The 23,111-nt window shown below is 72.8% G+C and carries 16 protein-coding genes and 1 riboswitch; of the genes, 3 read left to right on the top strand and 13 right to left on the bottom strand.

Translation table 11 applies throughout. The features are described 5' to 3' along the window. Nucleotides 1–395: 395 nt before the first annotated feature. The 10 genes from ACMATS_RS22775 to ACMATS_RS22730 all read right to left on the bottom strand — a co-directional run bounded on the left by ACMATS_RS22775 (nucleotide 396) and on the right by ACMATS_RS22730 (nucleotide 10,111). The gene (locus ACMATS_RS22775; RefSeq protein WP_414168867.1) at nucleotides 396–1,346 is read right to left on the bottom strand and encodes an exopolyphosphatase; all 951 of its coding nucleotides are present in this window, start codon (nucleotides 1,344–1,346) and stop codon (nucleotides 396–398) included. 188 nt (nucleotides 1,347–1,534) lie between these two features. Continuing rightward, nucleotides 1,535–2,068 (bottom strand): DUF501 domain-containing protein, encoded by a 534-nt coding sequence (locus tag ACMATS_RS22770; protein ID WP_390780100.1) that lies wholly within the window; start codon nucleotides 2,066–2,068, stop codon nucleotides 1,535–1,537. Between the two features lie 62 nt (nucleotides 2,069–2,130). Then, entirely contained in the window at nucleotides 2,131–2,601 is a 471-nt protein-coding gene (locus ACMATS_RS22765) for an FtsB family cell division protein (RefSeq protein WP_390780099.1), read from the bottom strand. Between the two features lie 109 nt (nucleotides 2,602–2,710). Continuing rightward, entirely contained in the window at nucleotides 2,711–3,991 is a 1,281-nt protein-coding gene (eno, locus tag ACMATS_RS22760; RefSeq protein ID WP_414168866.1) for a phosphopyruvate hydratase, read from the bottom strand. A gap of 248 nt (nucleotides 3,992–4,239) precedes the next feature. Then, nucleotides 4,240–4,995: a transglycosylase family protein gene (locus ACMATS_RS22755; RefSeq protein ID WP_390780098.1), complete on the bottom strand. Its 756-nt coding sequence runs from the start codon at nucleotides 4,993–4,995 to the stop codon at nucleotides 4,240–4,242. Between the two features lie 3 nt (nucleotides 4,996–4,998). After that, a riboswitch (cyclic di-AMP (ydaO/yuaA leader) is annotated at nucleotides 4,999–5,177 on the bottom strand. 261 nt (nucleotides 5,178–5,438) lie between these two features. Next, nucleotides 5,439–6,479, bottom strand: a complete 1,041-nt coding sequence (locus ACMATS_RS22750; RefSeq protein ID WP_414168865.1) for a transglycosylase family protein — start codon at nucleotides 6,477–6,479, stop codon at nucleotides 5,439–5,441. Between the two features lie 113 nt (nucleotides 6,480–6,592). After that, nucleotides 6,593–7,858 (bottom strand): cytochrome P450 family protein, encoded by a 1,266-nt coding sequence (locus ACMATS_RS22745; RefSeq protein ID WP_414168864.1) that lies wholly within the window; start codon nucleotides 7,856–7,858, stop codon nucleotides 6,593–6,595. A gap of 23 nt (nucleotides 7,859–7,881) precedes the next feature. Beyond that, entirely contained in the window at nucleotides 7,882–8,295 is a 414-nt protein-coding gene (locus ACMATS_RS22740) for a DUF6479 family protein (protein WP_414168863.1), read from the bottom strand. Nucleotides 8,296–8,487: 192 nt separating this feature from the next. Continuing rightward, a complete protein-coding gene (locus tag ACMATS_RS22735) occupies nucleotides 8,488–9,459 on the bottom strand; it encodes a nucleoside triphosphate pyrophosphohydrolase (protein WP_414168862.1) in 972 nt (323 codons plus the stop codon). 34 nt (nucleotides 9,460–9,493) lie between these two features. After that, a complete protein-coding gene (locus ACMATS_RS22730) occupies nucleotides 9,494–10,111 on the bottom strand; it encodes a SurA N-terminal domain-containing protein (RefSeq protein WP_390780093.1) in 618 nt (205 codons plus the stop codon). Nucleotides 10,112–10,276: 165 nt separating this feature from the next. Between ACMATS_RS22730 and ACMATS_RS22725 the strand changes: the two genes are divergently transcribed. Continuing rightward, nucleotides 10,277–11,713, top strand: coding sequence for a DUF2079 domain-containing protein (locus tag ACMATS_RS22725; RefSeq protein WP_414168861.1), 1,437 nt, complete (start codon nucleotides 10,277–10,279; stop codon nucleotides 11,711–11,713). Between the two features lie 48 nt (nucleotides 11,714–11,761). On the opposite strand, the gene mfd is transcribed toward ACMATS_RS22725, so the two are convergent. Further along, the gene (mfd, locus tag ACMATS_RS22720; protein ID WP_414168860.1) at nucleotides 11,762–15,292 is read right to left on the bottom strand and encodes a transcription-repair coupling factor; all 3,531 of its coding nucleotides are present in this window, start codon (nucleotides 15,290–15,292) and stop codon (nucleotides 11,762–11,764) included. Nucleotides 15,293–15,467: 175 nt separating this feature from the next. Between mfd and ACMATS_RS22715 the strand changes: the two genes are divergently transcribed. Both ACMATS_RS22715 and ACMATS_RS22710 read left to right on the top strand, forming a co-directional pair. Further along, nucleotides 15,468–16,058: a Uma2 family endonuclease gene (locus ACMATS_RS22715; protein WP_414168859.1), complete on the top strand. Its 591-nt coding sequence runs from the start codon at nucleotides 15,468–15,470 to the stop codon at nucleotides 16,056–16,058. A 325-nt stretch (nucleotides 16,059–16,383) separates the two neighbouring features. Continuing rightward, on the top strand, nucleotides 16,384–18,117 hold the full coding sequence (locus tag ACMATS_RS22710) for a hypothetical protein (RefSeq protein WP_414168858.1): 1,734 nt from the start codon (nucleotides 16,384–16,386) through the stop codon (nucleotides 18,115–18,117). Between the two features lie 42 nt (nucleotides 18,118–18,159). Here ACMATS_RS22710 and ACMATS_RS22705 read toward each other — a convergent pair whose 3' ends face one another. Both ACMATS_RS22705 and ACMATS_RS22700 read right to left on the bottom strand, forming a co-directional pair. Continuing rightward, a complete protein-coding gene (locus ACMATS_RS22705) occupies nucleotides 18,160–19,056 on the bottom strand; it encodes a cellulose-binding protein (protein ID WP_390780088.1) in 897 nt (298 codons plus the stop codon). A gap of 172 nt (nucleotides 19,057–19,228) precedes the next feature. Next, nucleotides 19,229–23,104, bottom strand: a complete 3,876-nt coding sequence (locus ACMATS_RS22700; protein WP_414168857.1) for an SUKH-4 family immunity protein — start codon at nucleotides 23,102–23,104, stop codon at nucleotides 19,229–19,231. Nucleotides 23,105–23,111 lie beyond the last annotated feature (7 nt).

Below are 23,111 nucleotides of genomic sequence, written 5' to 3'. Positions count from 1 at the left end.
CACTCCGCGGCCCCCGTGACCGACGCCATAGCCACTGCAGGGAACCACAGTGGCCGTACGGGCGTTGAGGACCCCCGCTGAACTGGCCTTGGGGCTTTCAAGAGGACTAGACCACTTCACGAGCCGGCACCGGATAAGCGTTTCTTTAACCCACCCGAAACCAGGCTGTTCCGTCCGCCGGGCGGACGGGAAGGGGCCGATGGGCCCCGGAAGGGGGTCTGAAGGCCCCCTTCCGCGACTCCAGGACCGCCATTTCATGTGAAGGATTTCACGAACAATTTTCTGCGGCCCGTTCCCGGACCGCCTCAGGCGACGCTCCAGGCGATGCCGTCCAGGCTCGCTTTCCCCGGGGGACAACCCCCGGACCCCCGGCCGGACATCCCCGTCGGCACAGGTCAGTCGTCCTGTGCGGCATACCAGGCGATGCCGTCCAGGATGTCGTGCTCGCTGACGACGACCTCCCGGGCCCCGGTCCGCTCCATGATGCAGAGCAGGACGAGCGCCCCGGCGGAGATCACGTCGACGCGGCCCGGGTGCATCACGGGGATCGCGGCGCGCTGTTCGTGCGTGGCGGCGAGCAGTTCGTGCGTGATCTCCCGGACCCGCTCCACGGAGATCCGCGCGTGGTGGATGGCCTCCCAGTCGTACTCCTGCAGCCCGAGCGCGATCGCGGCGACCGTGGTGACCGAACCGGCCAGACCCACCAGGGTGTGCGCCTCGGCGACCGGCACCGTCTGCTCGACGAGGTCCAGCGCGGCCTCCACATCGGCGCGTATCGCGGCGATCTGACCCTGCGTCGGCGGATCGGTGACCTCGCCGTCCACGACGAGGTGGCGCTCCGTCATCCGCACACAGCCGATGTCCACGCTGCGGGCCGCGCGCACGTGGTCGTCGCCGACGACGAACTCGGTCGAACCGCCGCCGAGGTCGACGACGAGGTACGGCTTGGTGAGGTCCGCGCGCCCGGCGAGCTCCTTGGTGGCACCGGTGAAGGAGAACTCGGCCTCCTGGTCACCGCTGATCACCTCGGGCTCGACGCCGAGGATCTCGACGACGCCGCGCACGAATTCCCCACGGTTCTCGGCGTCGCGGGAGGCGGAGGTGGCGACGAAGCGGATCCGCTCGGCGCCGTACTCCTTGATGACGCCGGCGAACTCGCGGCACGCCGCGAAGGTGCGCTCCAGCGCCTCGGGGGCGAGGCGGCCGGTGCGGTCGACGCCCTGGCCGAGGCGGACGATCGTCATCCGGCGGTCGAGCTCGGTGAGTTCACCGGTTTGCGGGTTCGCGTCCGCGACGAGGAGGCGGATCGAATTGGTGCCGCAATCGATGGCGGCGACGCGGGTCATGTGCGCTCCTGGGGTCGGGGTACCGGCACCGGGGGTGCCGCGGGGTGGTTGCGGCCGGCGGTCCGGGTTGTGCCCACCCGTTCCGCCCTGCAGAACGCCTGCCCACAACCCAGGTGGGGCAATTTCAGCCCGTCCGGCGATTGAGGACGAGCGGCGGAGCCGCGATTACGGGGCCCTGGGGGCCTAGCTCACTCCGCTTCCGCTTCCCCGCACGGCGTCACGCAAGGCCCCTTGCGCCACCACTCCGGGAGCATGGCGATGGCCTCGTCGCCGAGGGGGTTCACGCCGGGGCCGGCGGCCAGGGAGTGGCCGACCAGGACGTGCAGGCACTTGACCCGGTCCGGCATGCCGCCCGCGCTCGGGAAGCCCTCCAGCACCTCGATCGCGTCACGGCGCGCGATGTAGTCCTCGTGCGCCGCACGGTACGCGGCCGCGAGCTCCGGGTCGCTCTGCAGGCGTGCGGTCATCTCCTTCATGACCCCCTCCGCCTCCAGCGTGCCGATGGCGGAGGACGCCTTCGGGCACGTCAGGTAGTAGAGCGTCGGGAACGGCGTGCCGTCCTCCAGCCGCGGTGCGGTCTCGACGACGTCGGGGTTGCCGCAGGGGCAGCGGTGGGCGATCGCCCGCAGGCCGCGCGGCGGGCGGCCGAGCTGCTGCTGGAACGCCTCGATGTCCGCGGCGGTCGGCTCGGTGGGCTCGGTCTGGGGAGGAGGGGTGTCCATGTGCTCGCTCGTGCTCGGGGTTCTCGGAAGGGAAGGCCAGGGGCCGAGGATACGGGGCGGCGTCAGCGCGCGGCGTCCGCCGAGTCCACCCCGTCCCAGAGGTTGCTGTACCAGGGACGGTCGGCGGCGCCCTGGTCCTTGGGCCGCTTCGCGGCACCGCCGCCGTCCAGCACGGTGAAACCGGTCTCCCCGGGGCGCACGTAGTGCAGGTGCTCGCGCGCCTGCTGCTCCACGTACGCCGGGTCCTCCAGCCGGGCCTTCTCCTCGCTCAGCTGCTTGACCTGCTGCCGGGCCCGCTCCGACTGCCGCCGCTGGTCGGCGATCTCGGTGCGCTGGGTGACCCACTGCCGCATGGGGTACGCGAGCGCGACGACGAGGGAGCAGACGACGAGCGCCAGGAGCGCCGCCCGGCCGGTGAGCCGGCTGCGCCGGGGCGGCCGCGCGCGGTAGACCCGGGCGGCGGTCGGACCCTGTACGAGCGCGGTGCCGAGCGCCCTGAGCCTGGTCGCGGTGGAGGACCGTTCCGCCGCCACGTAAGCCTCCCCATGGTCTGGTTACGCAAAGCCGTCCCCGGCCACGGTACGGGACCGCGGCCGAGGACGGGGTGAGGCTAAGGGCTTTGAGTGTCAGCCCTGACGCGTGTCAGCCCTTGAAGCGCGGGAACGCGCTGCGGCCCGCGTACACCGCGGCGTCGTCGAGGATCTCCTCGATGCGCAGCAGCTGGTTGTACTTGGCGACGCGCTCGGAGCGGGCCGGGGCACCGGTCTTGATCTGGCCGCAGTTGGTGGCGACGGCCAGGTCGGCGATGGTGACATCCTCGGTCTCGCCGGAGCGGTGGGACATCATGCACTTGAAGCCGTTGCGCTGGGCCATCTCGACCGCGTCGAGGGTCTCGGTCAGCGAACCGATCTGGTTGACCTTGACGAGCAGGGCGTTGGCGCTGCCCTCCTCGATGCCGCGGGCGAGGCGCTCGGGGTTGGTGACGAACAGGTCGTCACCGACGAGCTGGACCTTGCTGCCGAGCTTGTCGGTGATGGTCTTCCAGCCGGCCCAGTCGTCCTCGAACAGCGGGTCCTCGATGGAGACGAGCGGGTACGCCTCGACGAGCTCGGCGTAGTACTCGGTCATCTCGGCCGCGGTGCGGTCCTTGCCCTCGAACTTGTAGACGCCGTCCTTGTAGAACTCGGAGGCGGCCACGTCGAGCGCGAGCGCGATGTCCTGGCCGGGGGTGTAGCCGGCCTCCTTGATGGCCTCGAGGATGAGGTCGAGGGCCTCGCGGTTGGAGCCCAGGTTCGGGGCGAAGCCGCCCTCGTCGCCGAGGCCGGTGGCCAGGCCGCGGCCCTTCAGGACCTTCTTGAGGGTGTGGTAGACCTCGGTGCCCCAGCGCAGGGCCTCGGAGAAGGACTCGGCGCCGATCGGCGCGATCATGAACTCCTGGATGTCCACGTTGGAGTCGGCGTGCGAGCCGCCGTTCAGGATGTTCATCATCGGAACGGGCAGCAGGTGCGCGTTCGGGCCGCCGAGGTAGCGGAAGAGCGGCAGGTCGGACGCCTCGGAGGCGGCGTGCGCGACGGCCAGGGAGACGCCCAGGATGGCGTTGGCGCCCAGGGAGCCCTTGTTGTCGGTGGCGTCCAGGTCGAACATGGCCTGGTCGATCAGGCGCTGCTCGGTGGCGTCGTAGCCGACGAGCTCCGGGCCGATCTGCTCGATGACGGCCAGGACGGCCTTCTCGACGCCCTTGCCCAGGTAGCGCTTGGGGTCGCCGTCACGGAGCTCGATGGCCTCGAAGGCACCGGTGGAGGCGCCGGACGGCACGGCGGCACGGCCCGTGGAGCCGTCGTCGAGGCCGACCTCGACCTCGACCGTGGGGTTGCCTCGCGAGTCGAGGATCTCGCGAGCTACGACGACGTCGATGGACGGCACGAGGGTCTCCTTCGTGTGTGCTGGAGTTCTGCAGCACGAGCCTAACGGGCCCCGGAGGCTGCGCCCGCCCTCGGCCCGCGACCCGTGCCGAAAATTGGCACAAAAGCCGAGATCACGGGGCGAATGGCCGGTGCGTTCGCCCAGCGGGGGCGTGATCTTGCGCAGGTCCCGGAACGGCGGAGCCCCGCTCCGATGCGGCTCGGGGGGAGGACGCATCGGAGCGGGGCGGTCCGCTGGGCTCACAGGGTTCAGCTGAGGTGCAGCTTCTGGCCCGGGAAGATCAGGTCGGCGTTGTCGACGATGTCCTTGTTGCGGTCGAAGAGCTTCTCCCAGCCGCCCTTGACGTGCTGGGCGTCGGCGATCGTGCCGAGGGTGTCGCCTTCCTTGACCGTGTACTCGCCGTCGCCCGTCTTGACGTCCTTAGCCTTCGGGGCGGCGTGCTTCGGCGTGTACTGCTTCGCCGGGGTCTCCTCGGACGAGTCGTCGTCGGAGGACTCCTGCTGCGGCTTGGCGTGCTTCGGGGCGGCCTGGCGCTCGCTGCGGTCGGCGTGGCTCTTGCTCGACCAGTTGTTGCGCTCGGACTTCGAGGACTTCGACGAGGACGAGGAGTCGGAGGTGTCGACGTCGGCCTTCGCGCCGCCGGAGGTCAGACCGCCGGCACCGGCGCAGCCCCAGGCGCCCGGGCCCTGCATGGCGAGCAGCTTCTCGGCGGTGGCGATCTGCTGGCTCTTGGAGGCGAGGTCGGCGCGCGCGGCGTACTTGGTGCCGCCCGCGGCTGCCCAGGAGGAGTTCGAGAACTGCAGGCCGCCGTAGTAACCGTTGCCGGTGTTGATCGACCAGTCGCCACCGGACTCGCACTGGGCGACCTTGTCCCAGGTGGACACCGAGGCGGCGTTGGCGGAGGTTGCGACCATCAGCGGGGCGGCAACGGCGACGCCGGTGACCCCGGCGAGCGTGACGATGCGGACGGCCTTGGACGGACGGCGGTGCTTGCCCTTGGACATGAGTCGTTTCCTCACCGGCGCCTACGAGGTGAGCTGTCGGGTTCGGGCTGTGAGTTTGCCCGGCCCAGTGGCTTGCGCGCACCGGGCTTCACCCCTAGCCGCTCCGGCTTCCGGCTCTCACCGGCGGCCGTTGCGGCGACCTACCTTGGTTCCCCCGCTCCTGCCTACGGCGCTTGCGCGACGGTTCCCGCGGCCGTCGGCAGGATTCGGCGTGACGACCGTGGTGCTCGCGATGGCGAGCGGTGATGACGGTAAACACAGGCGGCCGACGGGTTCAAACCCCTCTTTTCAGCCACCACTGACTGCAGTTACCCCTGGGAACCTGACATTTCCGCAGGTGGGAGGCGGTGCGCGGAGAACGGACCGAGGCCGTCCAGCCAAAAGTCAACGAGACCCTTGTCTCATTTTCCCGCGTGAACGGACATTCGACCCGAACTGCCGCACTACCGGCCCAGATCGAGGCGCTGACCAGGCTGGATGAGGTCGGGATCGCTTCCGACGGTGTTTTGATTGTTCTCGTACAACGAGTGCCAACCGCCCTTCACCGAATGGTCTTCCGCGATGGCTGACAGGTTGTCACCGGGGCGCACGGTGTAGTCGTGGTCGGAGGGGCCACCGGTGCGGGCGTCCGAACCTCCGCGCGAAACACGTCCGTCGTCGCCGGAACGGGGCGGCTCCGCACGGTGCTTGCCGTTGCCGGAGTCGATGCCCCCGGTGCCGGGGCCGGAGTTCGACGGAGCGTCGGACGGGGTGCCGGACGGCGTGCCGGGCAGGGACGGGTGCGGGTTCGCCGGGTCCGTGGAGGGCGTGCCGGACGGGGTGCCCGAGGGCGTGCCGGAGGGCGCCGTGGAGCCCGTCGACGGCGCGGGGGCCGGGTCGTCCTTGCGGTGCCTGCCGTGCGACCGGTCGTCGTCGGAGGGCGAGGGCGACGGGGTCGCCGGGCTCGTGGAAGCGGGACCACCGGGCGTGGCCGTGCCGGGCGCCGGCTTCGCGTCCCCGGACGCGCCGTCGGACGGCGCTGAGGACGACGGCTCGTGCACCGGCGGAGCCTTGCGCTCCGGCGCGGGCGCCCTGGATGCCGGGGTCTGGGTGGCACCCGGGTCCACCTGCGGCGCCTTGCTCCCGCGGGACAGGCCCGCGCTCGCGCCGCAGCCGCCCCAAGCGCCGGGGCCCTGGCCGTCGAGCATGCTCTCGGCGACGGCTATCTGCTGGGAGCGGCTGGCGAGGTCGGGGCGCGGGGCGTACGCACGGCCGCCGTTCTGCTCCCACGCGTCCTGCGAGATCCCCAGTCCGCCCCCGCCGGCCGCGCTCCAGGTCCCGCCGCTCTCGCACTGGGCGACCTGGTCCCACGTACCGGTGTCGGCCGCGGACGCGCCGGTGGCGGCCATCAGCGGCATGGCGAGGGCCGAACCCGTCACCCCCGCTGCGACCACGATCGCGGGTGCCTGACGGGGGCGGCGATGTCTTCCGTTGCCTGCGCGCATGCGTGGGCCTCTCGTCTCGGGGCTGATGTGGTCGTCGAACATAGCGACGGCCTCCGGGAGTCACAAGCCGGTGTATCCGAGGTCACGCCGCGGTCACGCCACTTGACCGTACGTCATCCGACGGCGGTCGGAGCCTCCGGCGTGAACTCCACGGGCAGCGTGCGCAGTCCGCGCATGATGAGCCCGCCGCGCCAGCGCAGGTCGTCCGGATCGGCGGCCAGCCGCAGGTCGGGCAGACGGCGCAGCAGGGTCGCGAGCGCCGTCTGGCCCTCCAGGCGCGCCAGTGGCGCCCCCAGGCAGTAGTGGATCCCGTGCCCGTACCCGAGGTGCTGGTTGTCGCGCCGGGCGAGGTCGAGGGTGTCCGGGTCGGCGAACCGCGCCGGGTCGCGGTCGGCGGCGGCCAGCACGACCAGCACCGGGTCGCCCTCGGCGATGCGCTGCCCGCCCAGCGTCAGGGACTCGGTGGCGAAGCGCCAGGTGGCCAGCTCCACCGGGCCGTCGTAGCGCAGGAGTTCCTCGACCCCCGTGGCCAACAGGCTCCCGTCGCCCTCCGCGAGGGCGTTTTGCAGGCGTTCGCGCTGATCCGGGTTGCGCAGCAGGGCGTAGGTTCCGTTACCGATCAGGTTCACAGTTGTTTCAAAACCGGCGAACAACAGGATGAAGGCCATGGCGGCGGCCTCGTTCTCGGTGAGGTGCTCGCCGTGGTCGCTTGCCCGGATCAGACCCGAAATGAGGTCCTCGCCCGGATCGTTGCGCTTGCGGTGGATCAACTCCGCGAGATAGCCCCGCATCTTCTTCACGGAGCGGGCCACTCCGCCGCGCGGGCCGCCGCCGTGGCGGATCATCATGCCCGCCCAGTCGCGGAAGTCGTCCTGGTCCTCGGGCGGGACGCCGAGCATGTCGCAGATCGCGTAGATGGGGAGCGGAAAGGCGAACTCGTGAATGAGGTCCGCTTCCCCCTGCCCCGCGAAGCCGTCGATGAGCCGGTCGGTGAGCTCCTGCACACGCGGGGCGAACTCCGCCACACGCCGCGGCGTGAACGCCTTGGAGACGAGACGGCGGAGCCGGGTGTGGTCCGGGGGATCGATGTTGAGCAGGTGCGTCATGAGGTTGGCGCTGCGCTCGCCCGGGATGCCGGTCTTGCCCTTGCCGTGGGCGGACCGCTCGGAGTGGTGCACCGGGTTCTTCGAGAGCCGCTGGTCGGCGAGGGCCTGCCGGGCGTCGGCGTACCGGGTGACGAGCCAGGCCTCCACCCCGCTGGGGAGGGTGGTGCGGTGCACCGGGGAGTGCTCGCGGAGCCAGGCGTACGCCGGGTAGGGGTCGGCGGCGAACTCCCAGGTGAAGAGGTCGGGGGCGGCGGGGGTGTCGTTCTGGTGCACGGCACCGACGGTACTTCGTACCGCTACCGGGCCCCCGCGCCTCCGCTGCCGAAGGAGCCGCTGCCGCCCGGGCGCCACTTCTTGTCCTCTTCGGACGGCTCCTCCGGATGACTGCCCGGGTTGCGGATCTCGTGCGGCAGCACCCGTTCCCCGTCGGCCTCCGTCTGGAGCCGGTCCGACTCGCGGTGCCCGCGGACGTAGCCGACGGCGTCCTCGTCGTCGTCATGGCCCGGGCCGTGCTCGGGCGTCCGGGGACGGTCCCGCTCCTCGGGCGTCGTCCAGGCCCCCATGCGCCGCTGCGGCTGCGAGGGCGGGGGCGGCTCCTGGTCGCGTTTCCGCATCCCGTAGGCCACCGCCCCGACCAGCAGGGCGACGACGAAGATCCCGACGATGAAGGGGGCGAGGCCGCCGAGGTAGGCGGGGAGGGCGAGTTCCATGGAACGGGAGTACCCGTCGGGGGCCTCGCCATGACCACCGCTGGCCCGAACGGGTGAACGGGTAGTTCTTCGGGTGCGGGCCGTCCCCGACTGGTCGCGCAGTTCCCCGCGCCCCTGACGGGGCTCGGCGCCCCGAAGGGGCGCGGGGAACTGCGCGACCAGCCACGGCGGGCCTGCAGCCGAAAACCGGGCTCAGCGCCCCCGCTCGGCAGCCAGCACCGCATCCCGGTACACGCGGGATGCGGCCCGCAGCGCGGTCTCCGGCTCCACGCCCTCCGCCTCGGCCCGCACCGCCAGAGCCAGCAGTTCGTAGCCGATGCCCTCGCCCGCCGGGACGGCCACGTCCAGGCCCTCGTGCCGCGCACGCGACGCCAGCTTCGCAGCCAGCGCCAGCGCCGGCTGGCCCAGCGGCACGCCCTCGGTGACGGACTCCCGGCGCTTCTCCTCCGCCTTCGTCCGCATCCAGTGCGCCTTGACCTCCTCCGGCGTCTCGGCGGTCTCCTCGCCGAAGACATGCGGGTGGCGGTGGATGAGCTTGTCGACGATCGTGCCCGCGACGTCGTCGACGGAGAACGGCTCGTCCGGGTCGTCCTGGGCGATCCGGGCATGGAAGACCACCTGGAGCAGGACGTCGCCGAGCTCCTCGCGCAGCGCCTCCCGGTCCCCGGTCTCGATGGCCTCCAGGAGCTCGTACATCTCCTCCAGCCCGTACTTGGCCAGGTCCTCGTGGGTCCGTATGCCGCTCCACGGGCAGGCGGCCCGGATCCGGTCCATGACCTGCACCAGGTCCAGCAGCCGGGCGCCGGGCAGGTCGTACGAGCCGGGGAGCAGTTCCAGGGCGGGCATGGTCTCGCGCCCGGAGCCGGCCAGCCGGGCGAGGCCGTCGGTGAGGGCGGACTCGCCCTCGGCCGAGCTGATCACGACGGCGGTGCGCCGCTCGTGCACGCAGTAGTCGACGAGCTCGCGGGCGTCGGCACCGGCCTGTTCGACCTCGACCCCGGCCTCCCGCAGATACGGCAGCTGCGGGTGGTCGGGGTCGGCGCACAGCACCCGCCCGGCCTCGCGCAGCGCCTGCCACGCGGGCCAGGACAGCAGCCCCGGGGCGACCCGGTGGCTGGTGGTGAGGAGGACGATGCGGCCGGCGGAGTCCGTGGAGGCGTTCACACGGACGAGCCTATGCCGTGCCGTCGGCCCCGGCTCAGGCCGGCTGCTCGGGCGCGGTCGTCGTGGGCCGCAGCCAGGGCTCCTGCGCGGGCCGCGCGGTGCCGCGCTTCGCGTCCCAGGAGCCGTAGCGCGGATTGACGTCGACGCGCAGCGCGTCGGAGGTCTTCATCAGGACGTCGTTGGTCCGCGCGGCCCCCAGCTTGCCGTCCAGCTTGCTGCGGACCAGGTCCATGGTCAGCGCCTGGTCGATCTGGTCGGGGGCGATGCCGAGCGCGAGGAACCTGCTCTCGACCGCGTCGGCGCCGCCGTTGGCCTTCTCGACCTTGGCGCGCTGCTCCTGGACCTCGCGGCGGGTGACCTGCACGCCGTTGTCCTCGCCGGCCTGCTCGATGATGCGGTACTGGATGAGCCGGACCAGGGTGTCCTGGCCGAGGCGGGCGCTGTCCGCCAGCATCTGCCGGCCCTGCGGCGAGGACTGCTGCGCGTCCCGCACGTCGTTCACCTGGCTCTGCAGCTGCGAGACGGTGATCCTGTCCTTGCCCACGACGGCCGCGGCACCCGGATGCGGGGCCGAGCCGCAGGCGGTGAGCAGGGGGGACGCGGTGAGCAGTGCGGCGGCGGAGACGGCGAGCGCGGTCCTGCGGCGGATCATGAAGCCTCCCGGGAAGGGGTACGGGCGGGCACAACGATCGGGCGTTGATCGATGGTAGGCGAACCGGCCCGGTCCGGGGGCCGTCTCCGCAGGAGAACCGGGAGAGCCGTTTCGCGTATCTTTTCGACATTCACGGTGCAGCGGTACAGAGAGGACAAGCCCCCCATGGAACCGGCAGCGGCCCCGGCCCCGGCACGGCAGCGCGGCGCGTCCGCGGCCCGTACCGCCCTGCGCACCCCCCGGCTCGACCCGTACTGGGTCGGCGGCGTCTTCTTCGTCCTCTACACCGCGCTCTCGCTGAGCCGGCACGTCCGCATGCTCACCATGTCCTGGGACCTGGGCATCTTCGAGCAGGCGATACAGGGCTACGCCCGGCTCGGCGCGCCGATAGCCGACCTCAAGGGGCCCGGCACCAACATCCTCGGCGACCACTTCAGCCCCGTCACCGCGCTGATCGCCCCCTTCTACCGGGTCTTCCCGACCCCGGTGACCCTCCTGGTCGTCCAGGCCCTGCTGTTCGCCCTGTCCACGGTCCCGGTGACCCGGCTCGCCGCACACCTGCTGGGCCGCGGGCGCGGCCTCGCGATCGGGGTGGCGTACGGGCTGTCATGGGGCGTGCAGCGGGCGGTCGACTTCGACTTCCACGAGATCGCCTTCGCCATGCCGCTGCTGGCCTTCTCCCTGGAGGCCGTGGTGCGGCGGCGGTGGCGGACCGCGGTGCTCTGGGCGGCACCGCTGGTGCTGGTCAAGGAGGACCTGGGGGTCACCGCCGCCGTCATCGGCGCGCTGGTGCTGATACGGCTGCGGGGCGTCCGCAGCGATCCGCGGGCGGCCGCGTGGGCCCTGGGGCTGGTGGGGTTCGGGCTCGTGGCCACGGCCGTGGCCCTCGGCGTGGTCATCCCGAGCTTCAACCACAGCGGGGCGTACGACTACTGGACCAAGCTCGACGGCAACGGGGCCCCCGGGCCCGCCCCCGTCATCCCGCTCGACACCGCGATCCGCACGCTGCTGTGGATCGTGCTGCCCACGACGGGCCTGTTCGCGCTGCGCTCGCCCGTACTGATCGTCGCGCTGCCGACGCTGGGGTGGCGCTTCCTCTCCCACGACGACCACTACTGGGGCACCGACTGGCACTACAGCGCGGTGCTGATGCCCGTCGTCTTCATCGCGCTGGCGGACGCGCTGGCGGGTGCGCCGCGCGCGGGCCGCGCCTGGCTGCGGACGTACGCGCAGCACCTGCCCGCCGCGGTGCTCGCGGCGGCGCTGGCGCTCACGGCCTCGCTGCCGCTGTACAGCCTTACGGTGCCGGACAGTTACCGGATACCGGCGAGCGTGAAGGCGGCGGAGGGGCTGCTGGACCGCATCCCCGACGGCTCCGTCGTCGAGTCCGACGTGGGCCCGATCAGCCGGCTGGTCAACCGGTGCCGGGTGCTGTGGATAGGGGACACCCGGGGGATCACGCCGGATTACGTCACGCTGCGGGTCGGGGACGGACGGTCGGCGAAGGACCTGCTGGCCGAGGTGCAGAGGCTGCACCCCGGGGTCCGGTTCGATCTGTTCGGCGACGCGGGCGGCTACGTGGTGCTGCAGCGCGTCGGTTAGGCGTGGCCCTGTCCCCTATATATAGGGGACACATATAGGGGACAGCCCTCAGCCCAGGATCGTCGTCAGGAACTCGCCGGTCCACGCCAGCAACTCCCGCCCGACGAGCGGCTTGCCGCCGATCTGCCGGGTCGCCGGGCGGGGGACCAGGATCTGCTGGGTCGCCGGCTTCATCACCGTCCGCGGATACAACCGCTTCAGCCGCAGCTCCTGCGACTCCCGCAGGTCCACCGGGCCGAACCGCACGTTCGCCCCCTGCAGGGTGATGTCGGCGACCCCGCACGCCCGCGCCAGCATCCGCAGGCCGGCCACGAGCAGCAGGTTCTCCACGGGCTCCGGCAACTTGCCGTAGCGGTCGGTCAGTTCCTCGCGGACCGCCTTGATGTCCTCCTCGGAGTTCGCCGAGGCGATCGCCCGGTACGCCTGGAGGCGCAGCTGCTCGCCCGGCGCGTAGTCGTGCGGGACGTGCGCGTCCACCGGGAGCTCGATCTTGACCTCCAGCGGCGGCTCCTCCTCCACGCCGCCCTCCAGGGAGGCGCGGTAGTCCGCGACGGCCTCGCCGACCATGCGGATGTAGAGGTCGAAGCCGACGCCCGCGATGTGGCCGGACTGCTCGCCGCCGAGCAGGTTGCCCGCGCCACGGATCTCCAGGTCCTTCATCGCGACGTACATGCCCGCGCCCATCTCCGTGTGCTGGGCGATGGTGGCCAGGCGCTCGTGCGCCGTCTCGGTGAGCGGCTTCTCCGGCGGGTAGAGGAAGTAGGCGTAGCCGCGCTCCCGGCTGCGGCCCACGCGGCCGCGCAGCTGGTGCAGCTGCGAGAGGCCGAAGTTGTCGCCGCGCTCGACGATCAGCGTGTTGGCGTTGGAGATGTCGATGCCGGACTCGACGATCGTCGTCGAGACGAGCACGTCGAACTTCTTCTCCCAGAAGTCGACGACGACCTGCTCCAGCGCGCTCTCGCCCATCTGGCCGTGGGCCGTGGCGATCCGCGCCTCGGGCACGATCTCGCGCAGCTTCGCGGCCGCCCGGTCGATGGACTCGACGCGGTTGTGGATGTAGAAGACCTGCCCCTCGCGGAGCAGTTCGCGGCGGATGGCGGCGCCGATCTGCTTCTGGTCGTACGGGCCGACGAAGGTGAGCACCGGGTGGCGCTCCTCCGGCGGGGTGGTGATCGTCGACATCTCGCGGATGCCGGTGACGGCCATCTCCAGCGTGCGCGGGATCGGGGTCGCGGACATCGTCAGCACGTCCACGTTGGCCCGGAGCTTCTTCAGCTGCTCCTTGTGCTCGACGCCGAAGCGCTGTTCCTCGTCGACGATGACCAGGCCGAGGTCCTTGAACTTGGTCTCGGAGGAGAAGAGGCGGTGTGTGCCGATGACGACGTCGACCGAGCCCTCGCGCAGGCCCTCCAGGACGGCCTTCGCCTCGGCGTCCGTCTGGAACCGGGACAACGCCCTGACCACGACCGGGAATTGGGAGTAGCGCTCGGAGAACGTGCCGAAGTGCTGCTGCACCAGCAGGGTCGTCGGCACCAGCACCGCGACCTGCTTGCCGTCCTGCACCGCCTTGAAGGCCGCACGGACCGCGATCTCGGTCTTGCCGTAGCCGACGTCGCCGCAGACCAGGCGGTCCATGGGGACGGACTTCTCCATGTCCTCCTTGACCTCGGCGATGGTGGTGAGCTGGTCGGGCGTCTCGGCGTAGGGGAAGGCGTCCTCCAGCTCGCGCTGCCAGGGGGTGTCCGTGCCGAAGGGGTGGCCGGGGGCGGCCATCCGGGCCGAGTAGAGCTTGATCAGGTCGGCGGCGATCTCCTTGACGGCCTTCTTGGCGCGCGCCTTGGTCTTGGTCCAGTCGGCGCCGCCGAGCCGGTGCAGCGTGGGGGCCTCGCCGCCGACGTACTTGGTGACCTGCTCCAGCTGGTCGGTGGGGATGTAGAGGCGGTCGCCCGGCTGGCCGCGCTTGGCGGGGGCGTACTCGACGAGCAGGTACTCACGGGTGGCGCCCTGGACCGTGCGCTGGACCATCTCGATGTAGCGGCCGACGCCGTGCTGCTCGTGGACGATGTAGTCACCGGCCTGGAGGGTCAGCGGGTCGATCGTCTTGCGGCGGCGGACCGGCATCCGGCCCAGGTCCTTGCTGGCGGACTTCTGACCCGAGAGGTCGGTCTCCGTCAGGACGGCGATCTTCAGTTTGGGGTCGACGAAGCCGGTGTCGATGCCCGCGCAGGAGACGTGCACGACGGACGGGGCGACCGTCTCCAGGTCCGCGTCGAGCCGGGCGGCGATGCCCTCGCCGCCGAGCACCTCGACGGTGCGGGCGGCCGGGCCGTGGCCCTCGGTGAGGAAGACCGTGCGCCAGCCGTCGGCCAGCCAGCCCTTGGTGTCGGCCAGGGCCCGGGCGGTGTCGCCGCGGTAGGTCTCGGGAGCGTGCATGCCGAGCTTGAGGGTGTCGCCGTCCCCCTCGTCCTCGCCTGCCGCGAAGGGGCTCACCGACCACCACATCATGCCGAGCTCGCGGGCCCGGTCGCGGACGTCGGCGATGCTCCACAGGGAGGCGGCGTCCACGTCGATCGGAGCCTCTCCGCCGCCCGCGGTGGCGGCCCAGGAGGCCTGCAGGAACTCCTGGCTCGTCGCCACGAGGTCCGCGGCGCGCGTGCGCACCCGCTCCGGGTCGCACACGACCGCCATGCTGCCGGCCGGCAGGACGTCCAGCAGCAGCTCCATGTCGTCCACGAGGACGGGCGCGAGGGACTCCATGCCGTCGACGGCGATGCCCTCGGCGATCCTGCCGAGCAGCTCGCCCAGCTCGGGGTGCTGCTCGGCGAGGGCCGCGGCCCGCTCCCGGACGGCGTCCGTCAGCAGCAGCTCGCGGCAGGGCGGGGCCCACACGCCGTGCTCGGCGATCTCCAGGGAGCGCTGGTCGGCGACCTTGAAGTAGCGGATCTCCTCGACGTCGTCGCCCCAGAACTCGATCCGGAGCGGGTGCTCCTCGGTCGGCGGGAAGACGTCGAGGATGCCGCCGCGGACCGCGAACTCGCCGCGCTTCTCGACCAGTTCGACGCGCGCGTAGGCGGCCGCGGCCAGGGCGTCCACGACCTCCTCCAGGTCCGCGGTCTGCCCGGTGCGCAGACTGACGGGCTCCAGGTCGCCGAGCCCCTTGACCTGCGGCTGCAGCACCGAGCGGATGGGCGCGACGACCACGCTCACCGGTCCCGCGGCCGGGTCGTCCTTGCTCGGGTGCGCGAGCCGGCGCAGCACGGCGAGGCGGCGGCCGACGGTGTCGGAGCGCGGGGAGAGCCGCTCGTGCGGCAGCGTCTCCCAGGACGGGTACTCCACGACCGCTTCCTCGGGGAGGAACGAGCGCAGCGCGGCCGCGAGGTCCTCGGCCTCCCGGCCCGTCGCCGTGACGGCGAGCACGGGCCGCTGTGCGTCCCGGGCCAGCGCGGCGACGGCGAAGGGCCGCGCGGCGGGCGGCCCGACCAGGTCGATGTGCGGCCGGTTGCCGTCGGCCGCGGCCTCGACCGCTTCGGCGAGCGCCGGATCGTTGACGACGGCGTCGAGCAGACCGTGCAGGCTCATGGAGGGCATCCCGTCCCGGGGGTGGACAAGCGGACAACGCGAATCGCCCGACGCGTGCGTACGGGCCGGGGTGCTTCCAGACTACGACGGTCCGCCGACAGCCACCGCCGTAACGATCCTGCCGGGGCGGGCCGCCGCTAGGCTGTGAAACAGGCGACTTCGAGGGAGGTGGCACGTGACTGCCGAGCCGATCGACTGGATGCACCCGCCGTCCCGGGGCTGGACGTATGACGAGGTCAAAGACCTGGATCTGCCGTTCGAGTGGGACCTCGTGGATGGGAAGATTGCGGTCCGGGGGATGACGAACCAGTGGCACGACCGGGTACGCGATGAGCTGTACTTCCAGTTGCGCGGCGCCAAGCAAGATCCTTACGAGGTGAACACCGAGCGCTGCGTACTGGTCGACGAGTACAACCCGCCCAAGCCGGATGTCATCGTCTTCGACCGCACCGGCCTGGACTTCTTCACCCTGGAGTGCGTGCCGGTCGACGCCGTGTCCCTCGTGGTCGAAGTGGTCTCCCACGGCTCACGGTCCGACGACCGCTTCCGCAAGCCCGCGATGTACGCCGAGGCGGGAATTCCGCATTACTGGCGCGTGGAGCGCGGCGAGGACGGCTTCCCCGTCCTCCACGAGTTCTGGCTGGACCAGCCGAGCGGTGTCTACGCACTGGCCAGTCACCCCGAGGGCGCAGCCCACACCGACCGCTTCCGCGCCGAGGTCCCCTTCCCCGTGCAGATCGACCTCAAGTCGATCTTCCGGTTCTGAGCACGACCGTACCCGGCCCGGGCGCGCACTCCAGCGCGCGCCCGGGCCGGGTTCCGTTGTCTGCTTGTCACCCGATGTGACGGGTTTACAGCTTCCCGCCCCGGCCGCACTCCACGACCCTCGACGATGGTGCCCGGTCGCGTCCGCTGGGCGGGGAGAGGCGGGAAAAGGGGGCGTACGGAGAAACGGCGCGCGCAGAATCTGTGAATCCCGTCCCCGGACAAGACATTTGGTGCTTGCGGGAATTAGTGTTCGGGTTTATGGCCGAGGGGGGCTCGTGCGACCCCCTTCGTACGGCCGCCGGTCTCCCAAGGAAGCAGCCTCCGTGAAGATACTTCAGACTCGCGCTGCCAGCGTCTCCCGCCAGGGACTGTGCACTGCTCTGCTCGTCGCCAGCCTCACCACCGCGGCCGTGGGCGCCAGCCCGCCGCACAACACCGCGGACGGGGGCGACCCCACACCGGGTCCCGACAACCCGCAGAGCCGGCCGCACGGCTCCCCCAACCTCACCCTGCCCGACCTCGTCCCGCGGCCCGGCGCCAGTGGAAGACCCGGCACCAGCACGCCCGGTGACGCTCCGGACGGTGCGACGGGCATTCCCGCGACGGCCCTCGCCGCGTACAAGCACGCCGAGGACCTGGCCAAGGACCTCTATCCCGGCTGCCACATCCCGTGGCAGCTGATCGCCGGCATCGGCAAGGTCGAGTCCGAGCACGCGAGCGGCTACGGCCTGCGCTCCGACGGCTCGACCGAGAAGCCGATCATCGGCCCCGCCCTGACCGGCGACAAGTTCGCGCTCGTGAAGGACACCGACGGCGGCAAGTGGGACGGCGACCCGGTGTACGACCACGCCGTCGGGCCCATGCAGTTCATCCCGTCCACGTGGGAGAGCTACGGCGCGGACGGCCGCGGCCTGGGCATCAAGGACCCCAACAACATCTTCGACGCGGCGGCGGGCACCGCCCGTTACCTGTGTGCCGGCAACAAGGACCTCAGCAACCCCGCAGACCTCGACAGGGCGATCCTCAGCTACAACAGCTCCCGCGACTACGTGAACGCGGTCGAGGCCTGGATGCGCACGTACCAGAGCGGCGAGGCCGTCTCGCTGCCGGACACCGGGCACGGCTCGGGCCCGACCGGCACCCCGCCGCCCGTGAGCGTGCCCCCGGCGCGGAAGCCGGAGCGGCCCTCGGCGCCGAGCACGCCGAGTACGCCGTCGCGGCCGAGCACGCCGGCCGAGCCGTCGAAGCCTTCCGAACCGTCCAAGCCCTCGCAGCCGTCCAAGCCGGGCGGCGGTGGCGACCAGGGCGGGGACCACGGCGGCGACAAGGGCGGCGACAAGCCCACTCCGCCGACCCCGGCCAAGCCGGTGGCCGACCACCTCGAACGCCTCGGCGACGACGGCACGTTGACGGCCACGGCGGGCGAGACGTTCGACGCCCGGCCGGGCGTCAAGGTCCTGGACAAGAACGGCAAGCCGGTGCCGGGTGCCGAGGTCCGCTTCGAGATCATCGGCAAGACCGGGGCGAGCTTCCCGAGCAAGGACGACAACCGCACGGTCCTCGCCACCGTCACCGCGGGCGAGAACGGCGTGGCCACCGCGCCGAAGATCACCGCGGGCGACGTGACGGGCAAGTTCACCGTGCGCGCCACGGTGAAGGACGTCACGCCGGCCGACTTCGACGCCGACGTCGAAGCACGCAAGGCGGACGAACTCGCCCTCGTCGGCAAGAAGATCCTGACGGCGGCCCCGATGGGCTCGTTCGCCGAGCGCATCAAGGTCGAGTCCCTCGGCAAGGGCAAGCCGGTCGCCGGCACGGTGGTGACGGCCACGGTCTACGGTCAGGACGGCAAGCCGGCCGAGACCACGGGCCCGTTCTTCAAGGACAAGGCGGGCAGTCCGGTCCGCACCGTGACCCTCGCGCCGACCGGCAAGGACGGGGTGGCCGAGGTGCCGGAACTGTTCACGGGCGGCCAGCCGGGCAGTTACGTACTCCGCCTGACGACGGAGGACGGCCTGCAGGTGACAGTGGCGCTGGTGGTGCAGGCGGCCAAGTAGCCACGGTTTCCCCGCGCCCCGTTTCGGGGCGCGGGGAACGGACTAGTCCCCCACGTCCTCCGCAACCGGCTTGCCGGTCAGAGCCGCCAGACTGTGCCGCACATGGGCCATGTGCGACCGCAACTCCTCGCGCCGCTCCTCGTGCTCCCGCAGCACCCGCTCGGTCTCCCGCGCGATCCGCTCCTCGCGCACCCGCGCCTGCGCGAGCACGGCCGCCGCCTGCGCCTCGGCATCCTCCTGACCGTGGCGCGCGGCCTCCTCCGCGTCCGCGTAGTGGCGCTGCGCATCGTTCAGGGCCGTGCGGCCGTACTCCTCCATCGCCGCCACCCGGGCGTCCATCGCCGCCTCGCGCTCGGCGATCTCGCGGCCGGCCGCGTCCCAGCGCTCCGCGTGGTCCTTCTCCTGCTCGGCGAGCGCCTGCGCGGTGCGCCGGCGCATCTCCTTCAGGGCCGCGAGGGACTCCTCCCGGCGCTGGGTCACCTCGTGGCGCACCTTCGTGCGCAGGTCGTCGGAGACGGACTCGGCGGCGAGACGGGCCTGCCGGGCCCACTCCTCCGCCTCCGCCCGCACCGCCACGGCGTACTCGTGCGCCGCGTCACGGACTTCGCGGGAGTGCGCCTGGGTGGCTTCCTGAAGGTCGACGACGGCCGCCTCGGCGCGCTCGTGCAGGCCGGCGGCCTCCAGCTCGGCGGTGGTCAGCAGGCCCTGGGCGCGCGGGCCCAGGGTGTCGTACGTCTGCGGCGGGAGCTTGCCGACGATCTCGGCGAGCCGCCGCACCTCGTCCTCCATCTCCCGCCCGAGGACGGTCAGTCGCGCGGCACGCTCCCATGCGGAGTCGCGCTGGCGCGCCAACTCCGTGAGGGCGCGGTCGACCTGCTCGGGCCGGTAGCCGCGACCCCGTACGACAGCGAATCCGTCAGGAGACACCGATGAACTCATCCCTGTAGCCCCTTATATCCGGAAATCCGGTATGCGACGCGGTCCGGCGTCCCATCATTCCTGGACGGGAGAGGCGCTCTTGACACGACACTCCGCCCCGTCTTGGGCACAGGGCGCCCGTCCCGCCGTCCACGGGTCGAGCGCCCTGTGCCGTCCACGCCTCGGCCGGCCGCTAGAAAAGACCGTCCCACATCTGCTCCAGCAGCACGGCCCACCAGTTCTCCGGCGAGGAGAGGGCCACCGGGTCCAGTGCCGCCAGTTGTTCCTGGAAGTCCACGGTCCAGCGCCCGGCCTGCTCCGGCGTCAGCCCGTAGCGCCAGCGCCACATTTTGCCGAGCAGCGCCAAAGAGCGTACGAACTGAGGAAGGCTCGTGTTGACGAACTGCGGCACGGCCGCACGCCCGTCGGGCCCGGCCTCCAGGGGGACGGCCACGATGTGCGCCGTACCGTACTGCACGCACAGCTGGCGGCCGTAGTCGCTGCCCATCACCAGGTACGAACCGGCGTCCGCCGCCGACTGCGCCCCGCGCTCGACGGCGAGCTCGGCGAGCGTCGGCACCGGGCGGCCCGGCTGGGCCTGCCCCCAGAAGAACGGGCCGAAGTCGACGGGCACGCCCGCCTGGACGAGGGTCTGCGCGACGACCTCCGGAACGCCCTGGCGCGACACGGCGCGCTGGTCGAAACGGAAGACGCCCTGCGGGCCGAAGGACTCGGCGAGCTCCCGCCCGATGGCGTCCGGCGCCGCGGGCGGAGCCGGACGCACCTGACTCGGGTGCGGCAGCGGCGCCCGGTTCGGCGCGGGGCGCGCCGGGCCGTCGGCGACCTGGTGCAACTCGCCCTGGTGCGCGACGAGATGACGCACGCCCTGCTGCCGGGTCGCGTGGTCGCGCCCGTACGCGGCGGTGTGGCTGATCCGCACCTGCGGCCAGGTCTCGCGCACCATGCGGGCGCAGTAACCGCCCGGCAGATCACAGGACTCGAGCTCGGTGTGCAGCTCGACGACGGACTGCGGGGGCACGTTCATGCCGCGCAGCTCGTGCAGGATCTGCCACTCCGGGTGCGGCGTGCCCGGCGCACTGCGCCGGATGATCTGCTGCTCGGACCCGTCCTGGGCCCGGTACCGCACCACGGCCATGTACCCGGGCCCCACGGTGGGCGGCCCGGCGGAGGGCTGGGGATACCCGTACCCCTGCGGGGCGGCGGGGGGTTGGGGTGCGGGTGCCCCTGCGGGGGTGCCGGGGACGCCTGGGGGCTGGGGTGCGGCCGGTGCCTGCGGGCCGTTCGGCCCGGCGAGCGGGCCCCCTCCGGGGATGCCAGGAGGCCGGGGTGCGGCCGGCGCCTGCGGGCCGTTCGGCCCGGCGAGCATCGTGGCGGCGTGATGCACACCGGGCCCCTGCCCGGGCCCCTGCGGGGGGCTCGGGGGCTGGACGGGTCCGCCGGGCCCCTGCGGGGCGAACATGGTGGCGGCGTGGTGCACGCCGCCGGGCGCGCCGGGGGGCGCAGGCGGGGTGCCGCCGGGGACGCCGGGTGCGCCGGGCGGCGCGGGCGGGTTGGCACCGGGGCGCGCGGAGGCGCCCGCCATGGCACTGGGGTCGGCCAGCATCGTGGCGGCGTAGTGCCGGTTCCCTCCGGGGGTTCCGGGGGGTTGGGGGGCGTTGGGGGTGGCCGCGCCCTGGGGGGTGCCGGGGGCGGGTGCGCCCTGGGGCGCGTTGGGGACGGCGGGCGGCTGCGGGGCAGCGGTGCCCTGCGGAGTGCCGGGGGCGGCTGTGCCCTGGGACGCGTTGGGGACGGCGGGCGGCTGCGGGAGGCCGGGGATGCCGGGGGCTGCCGGACCGCCGGTGCCCTGCGGGGCGTTGGGGGTACCCGGGGCACCCGGGACGGGGGGCGGCTGCGGGGGGTTGGGGGCGCCGGGGACGCCGGGCGGCTGCGGAGGGTTGGGCATGCCGGGGGCCGCGGGGCCACCGATGCCCTGGTGGGTGCCGGGTCCGCCGATGATCTGCGGGCCGCCGGGGGCGCCCGGGACCGCCGGAGCACCGGGGACACCAGGCGCCTGCGGGCCGTTGAGTGCGCCAGAAGCCGACGGGCCGCCGAGGCTCTGCGGACCGCCCGGCACGCCGGGGGCTGCCAGGCCGCCGGGCACGCCAGGCGCCTGCGGGGCACCAGGAGTCACCGGGCCACCGATGTCCTGCGGGCTCTCGCCTGCCGGTCCGCCCGGCATGCCGGGAGTCAGCGGACCGCCGGTCCCCTGCGGGGCGCCGGGGACACCCGGAACTGCCGGAGCACCGGGCGCCTGCGGAACACCAGGGACACCCGGAACCGCCGGAGCACCGGGAACACCGGAGACCGACAGGTCACCCGCGTTCTGCGAACCGCCGGGCACGCCGGGAACCGACGGACCACCGGGCACCCCGGGAGTCACCTGGCCGCCGGTCCCCTGCGGGGCGCCGGGGACACCCGGAACCGCCGGAACACCGGGCGCCTGCGGAACACCAGGGACACCCGGAACCGCCGGAGCACCGGGAACACCGGAGACCGACAGGTCACCCGCGTTCTGCGAACCGCCGGGCACGCCGGGAACCGACGGGCCACCGGGCACGCCGGGAGTCATCGGACCGCTGCCGCCCTGCGGGACACCAGGAACGCCCGGGGCCACGGGAGCGCCGGGGATGCCGGGTGCCTGCGGGGCGTTGGGTACGCCAGGGGCCGAGGGGCCACCGATGCTCTGCGGGCCGCCCGGCACGCCGGGCACCTGCGGTGCGCCAAGGCTCACCGGGCCACCGGTGCCCTGCGGGACGCCGGGCGCGCCAGGTGCCGCCGGGCCACCCATGTTCTGCGGGCCATCAGGCCCGCCCAGGGCCGGGTCGCCGGACGCACCGAGGGACACCGGACCACCGGTGCCCTGCGGGACATCGGGAACACCCGGGACCGCCGGGCCACCGGATACGCCAGGGGTCGAAGGGCCACCAATTCCCTGCGGGCCGCCAGGGGTACCCGGGGCACCTGCAGGCTGCGGGGCACCGGGCACACCCGGGCCGCCGCCGGACGGGCCAAGGCCCGCCGGGCCACCCGGGGTGCCCGGGCCCCCCACGCCGTGCTGGGCACCGGGGCCACCGAGGCCCTGCGGACCGCCAGAGGCATCCGCGCTCTGCGGGGCGTGGGGCATGCCATGGACCATCGGGGCACCGGGTGCCTGCGGGGCACCCGGAATGCCCGGGCTCTGAAGGCCGACGGGCGCACCGGGGGCACCCGGGCTGCCCGGAGCGGCATGGCCGTGCGCCGCACCCGGGGCGCCGGGAACGCCCGGCGCACCCTGCGGAGCAGCATCCGGCAAAGCCGGGGCGATCGCCGTGGCCGGCAACGCACTGCCCCGCGGCAGCAGTTCCGTCTTCGCGTCCGAACGCACGCCCGGCGGCGGCGTGTCGTCGGCGTCCGAACCGGACAGCGCCGGCGTCAGCACCGTCGCCGGCAGGCCCACCGAGCGGTCGTCGTCCTCGTCGGCACCCGCCCAGGGGGCCGCGCCCGCAGCGGACTTGTCCACGTCCTCCCAGGACGTGACCGCCGCGGTACCGTCACCGCCCGCCCCCGCCAAAGGCGCCCCGGTACCGTCACCGTCCTCCGCCGCCGCAGGCTTCCCCGTCCTGTCACCGTCCCCCGCCGGAGGCGAAGACGGCGTCCTGCGGTCCGGAATCCCCATCGCGTCCGCCGCGTCCTGCAGCCACTGCGGCGGCGACAGCAGGAACGACGTCGCCTCCAGGTCCACCCGGCGCGGCGGTGCCGCGTCCGGGGCCGGTTCGTCCACGGGCACCGTTCCGTACTCCTCCTCGTAGCGGCGGATCACCTCGCCCACCGGCAGTGCCGGCCACAGCGTCGTCTCACCGCTGTCCCGGGCGATCACCAGGCGGGCGCCGCCGCCTCCGGAGCCGCCCTCGGCCCAGGCCACGAAGCCCAGGTCGAACTCCCGTACCTGCACCTCGCGGTGGAGGTATCCGGGCACGTCGCCGTTGACCCAGCGCTCCGCCCGTTCCTGCGCCTGCGCGAACGTCACCATGCGCCGC

The organism is Streptoverticillium reticulum, from assembly GCF_047456005.1.
GTDB lineage: Bacteria > Actinomycetota > Actinomycetes > Streptomycetales > Streptomycetaceae > Streptomyces > Streptomyces reticulum.
This window is presented reverse-complemented; position numbering and strand designations above follow the sequence as displayed.

What these genes read in the sequence shown, in the direction of transcription:
- ACMATS_RS22700 (WP_414168857.1), bottom strand. Translation starts at nt 23,104, where the DNA reads ATGGTGACGTTCGCGCAGGCGCAGGAACGGGCGGAGCGCTGGGTCAAC.
- ACMATS_RS22740 (WP_414168863.1), bottom strand. Translation starts at nt 8,295, where the DNA reads ATGGAACTCGCCCTCCCCGCCTACCTCGGCGGCCTCGCCCCCTTCATC.
- ACMATS_RS22730 (WP_390780093.1), bottom strand. Translation starts at nt 10,111, where the DNA reads ATGATCCGCCGCAGGACCGCGCTCGCCGTCTCCGCCGCCGCACTGCTC.
- ACMATS_RS22705 (WP_390780088.1), bottom strand. Translation starts at nt 19,056, where the DNA reads ATGAGTTCATCGGTGTCTCCTGACGGATTCGCTGTCGTACGGGGTCGC.
- ACMATS_RS22750 (WP_414168865.1), bottom strand. Translation starts at nt 6,479, where the DNA reads ATGCGCGCAGGCAACGGAAGACATCGCCGCCCCCGTCAGGCACCCGCG.
- ACMATS_RS22775 (WP_414168867.1), bottom strand. Translation starts at nt 1,346, where the DNA reads ATGACCCGCGTCGCCGCCATCGATTGCGGCACCAATTCGATCCGCCTC.
- ACMATS_RS22725 (WP_414168861.1), top strand. Translation starts at nt 10,277, where the DNA reads ATGGAACCGGCAGCGGCCCCGGCCCCGGCACGGCAGCGCGGCGCGTCC.
- ACMATS_RS22770 (WP_390780100.1), bottom strand. Translation starts at nt 2,068, where the DNA reads ATGGACACCCCTCCTCCCCAGACCGAGCCCACCGAGCCGACCGCCGCG.
- mfd (WP_414168860.1), bottom strand. Translation starts at nt 15,292, where the DNA reads ATGAGCCTGCACGGTCTGCTCGACGCCGTCGTCAACGATCCGGCGCTC.
- ACMATS_RS22755 (WP_390780098.1), bottom strand. Translation starts at nt 4,995, where the DNA reads ATGTCCAAGGGCAAGCACCGCCGTCCGTCCAAGGCCGTCCGCATCGTC.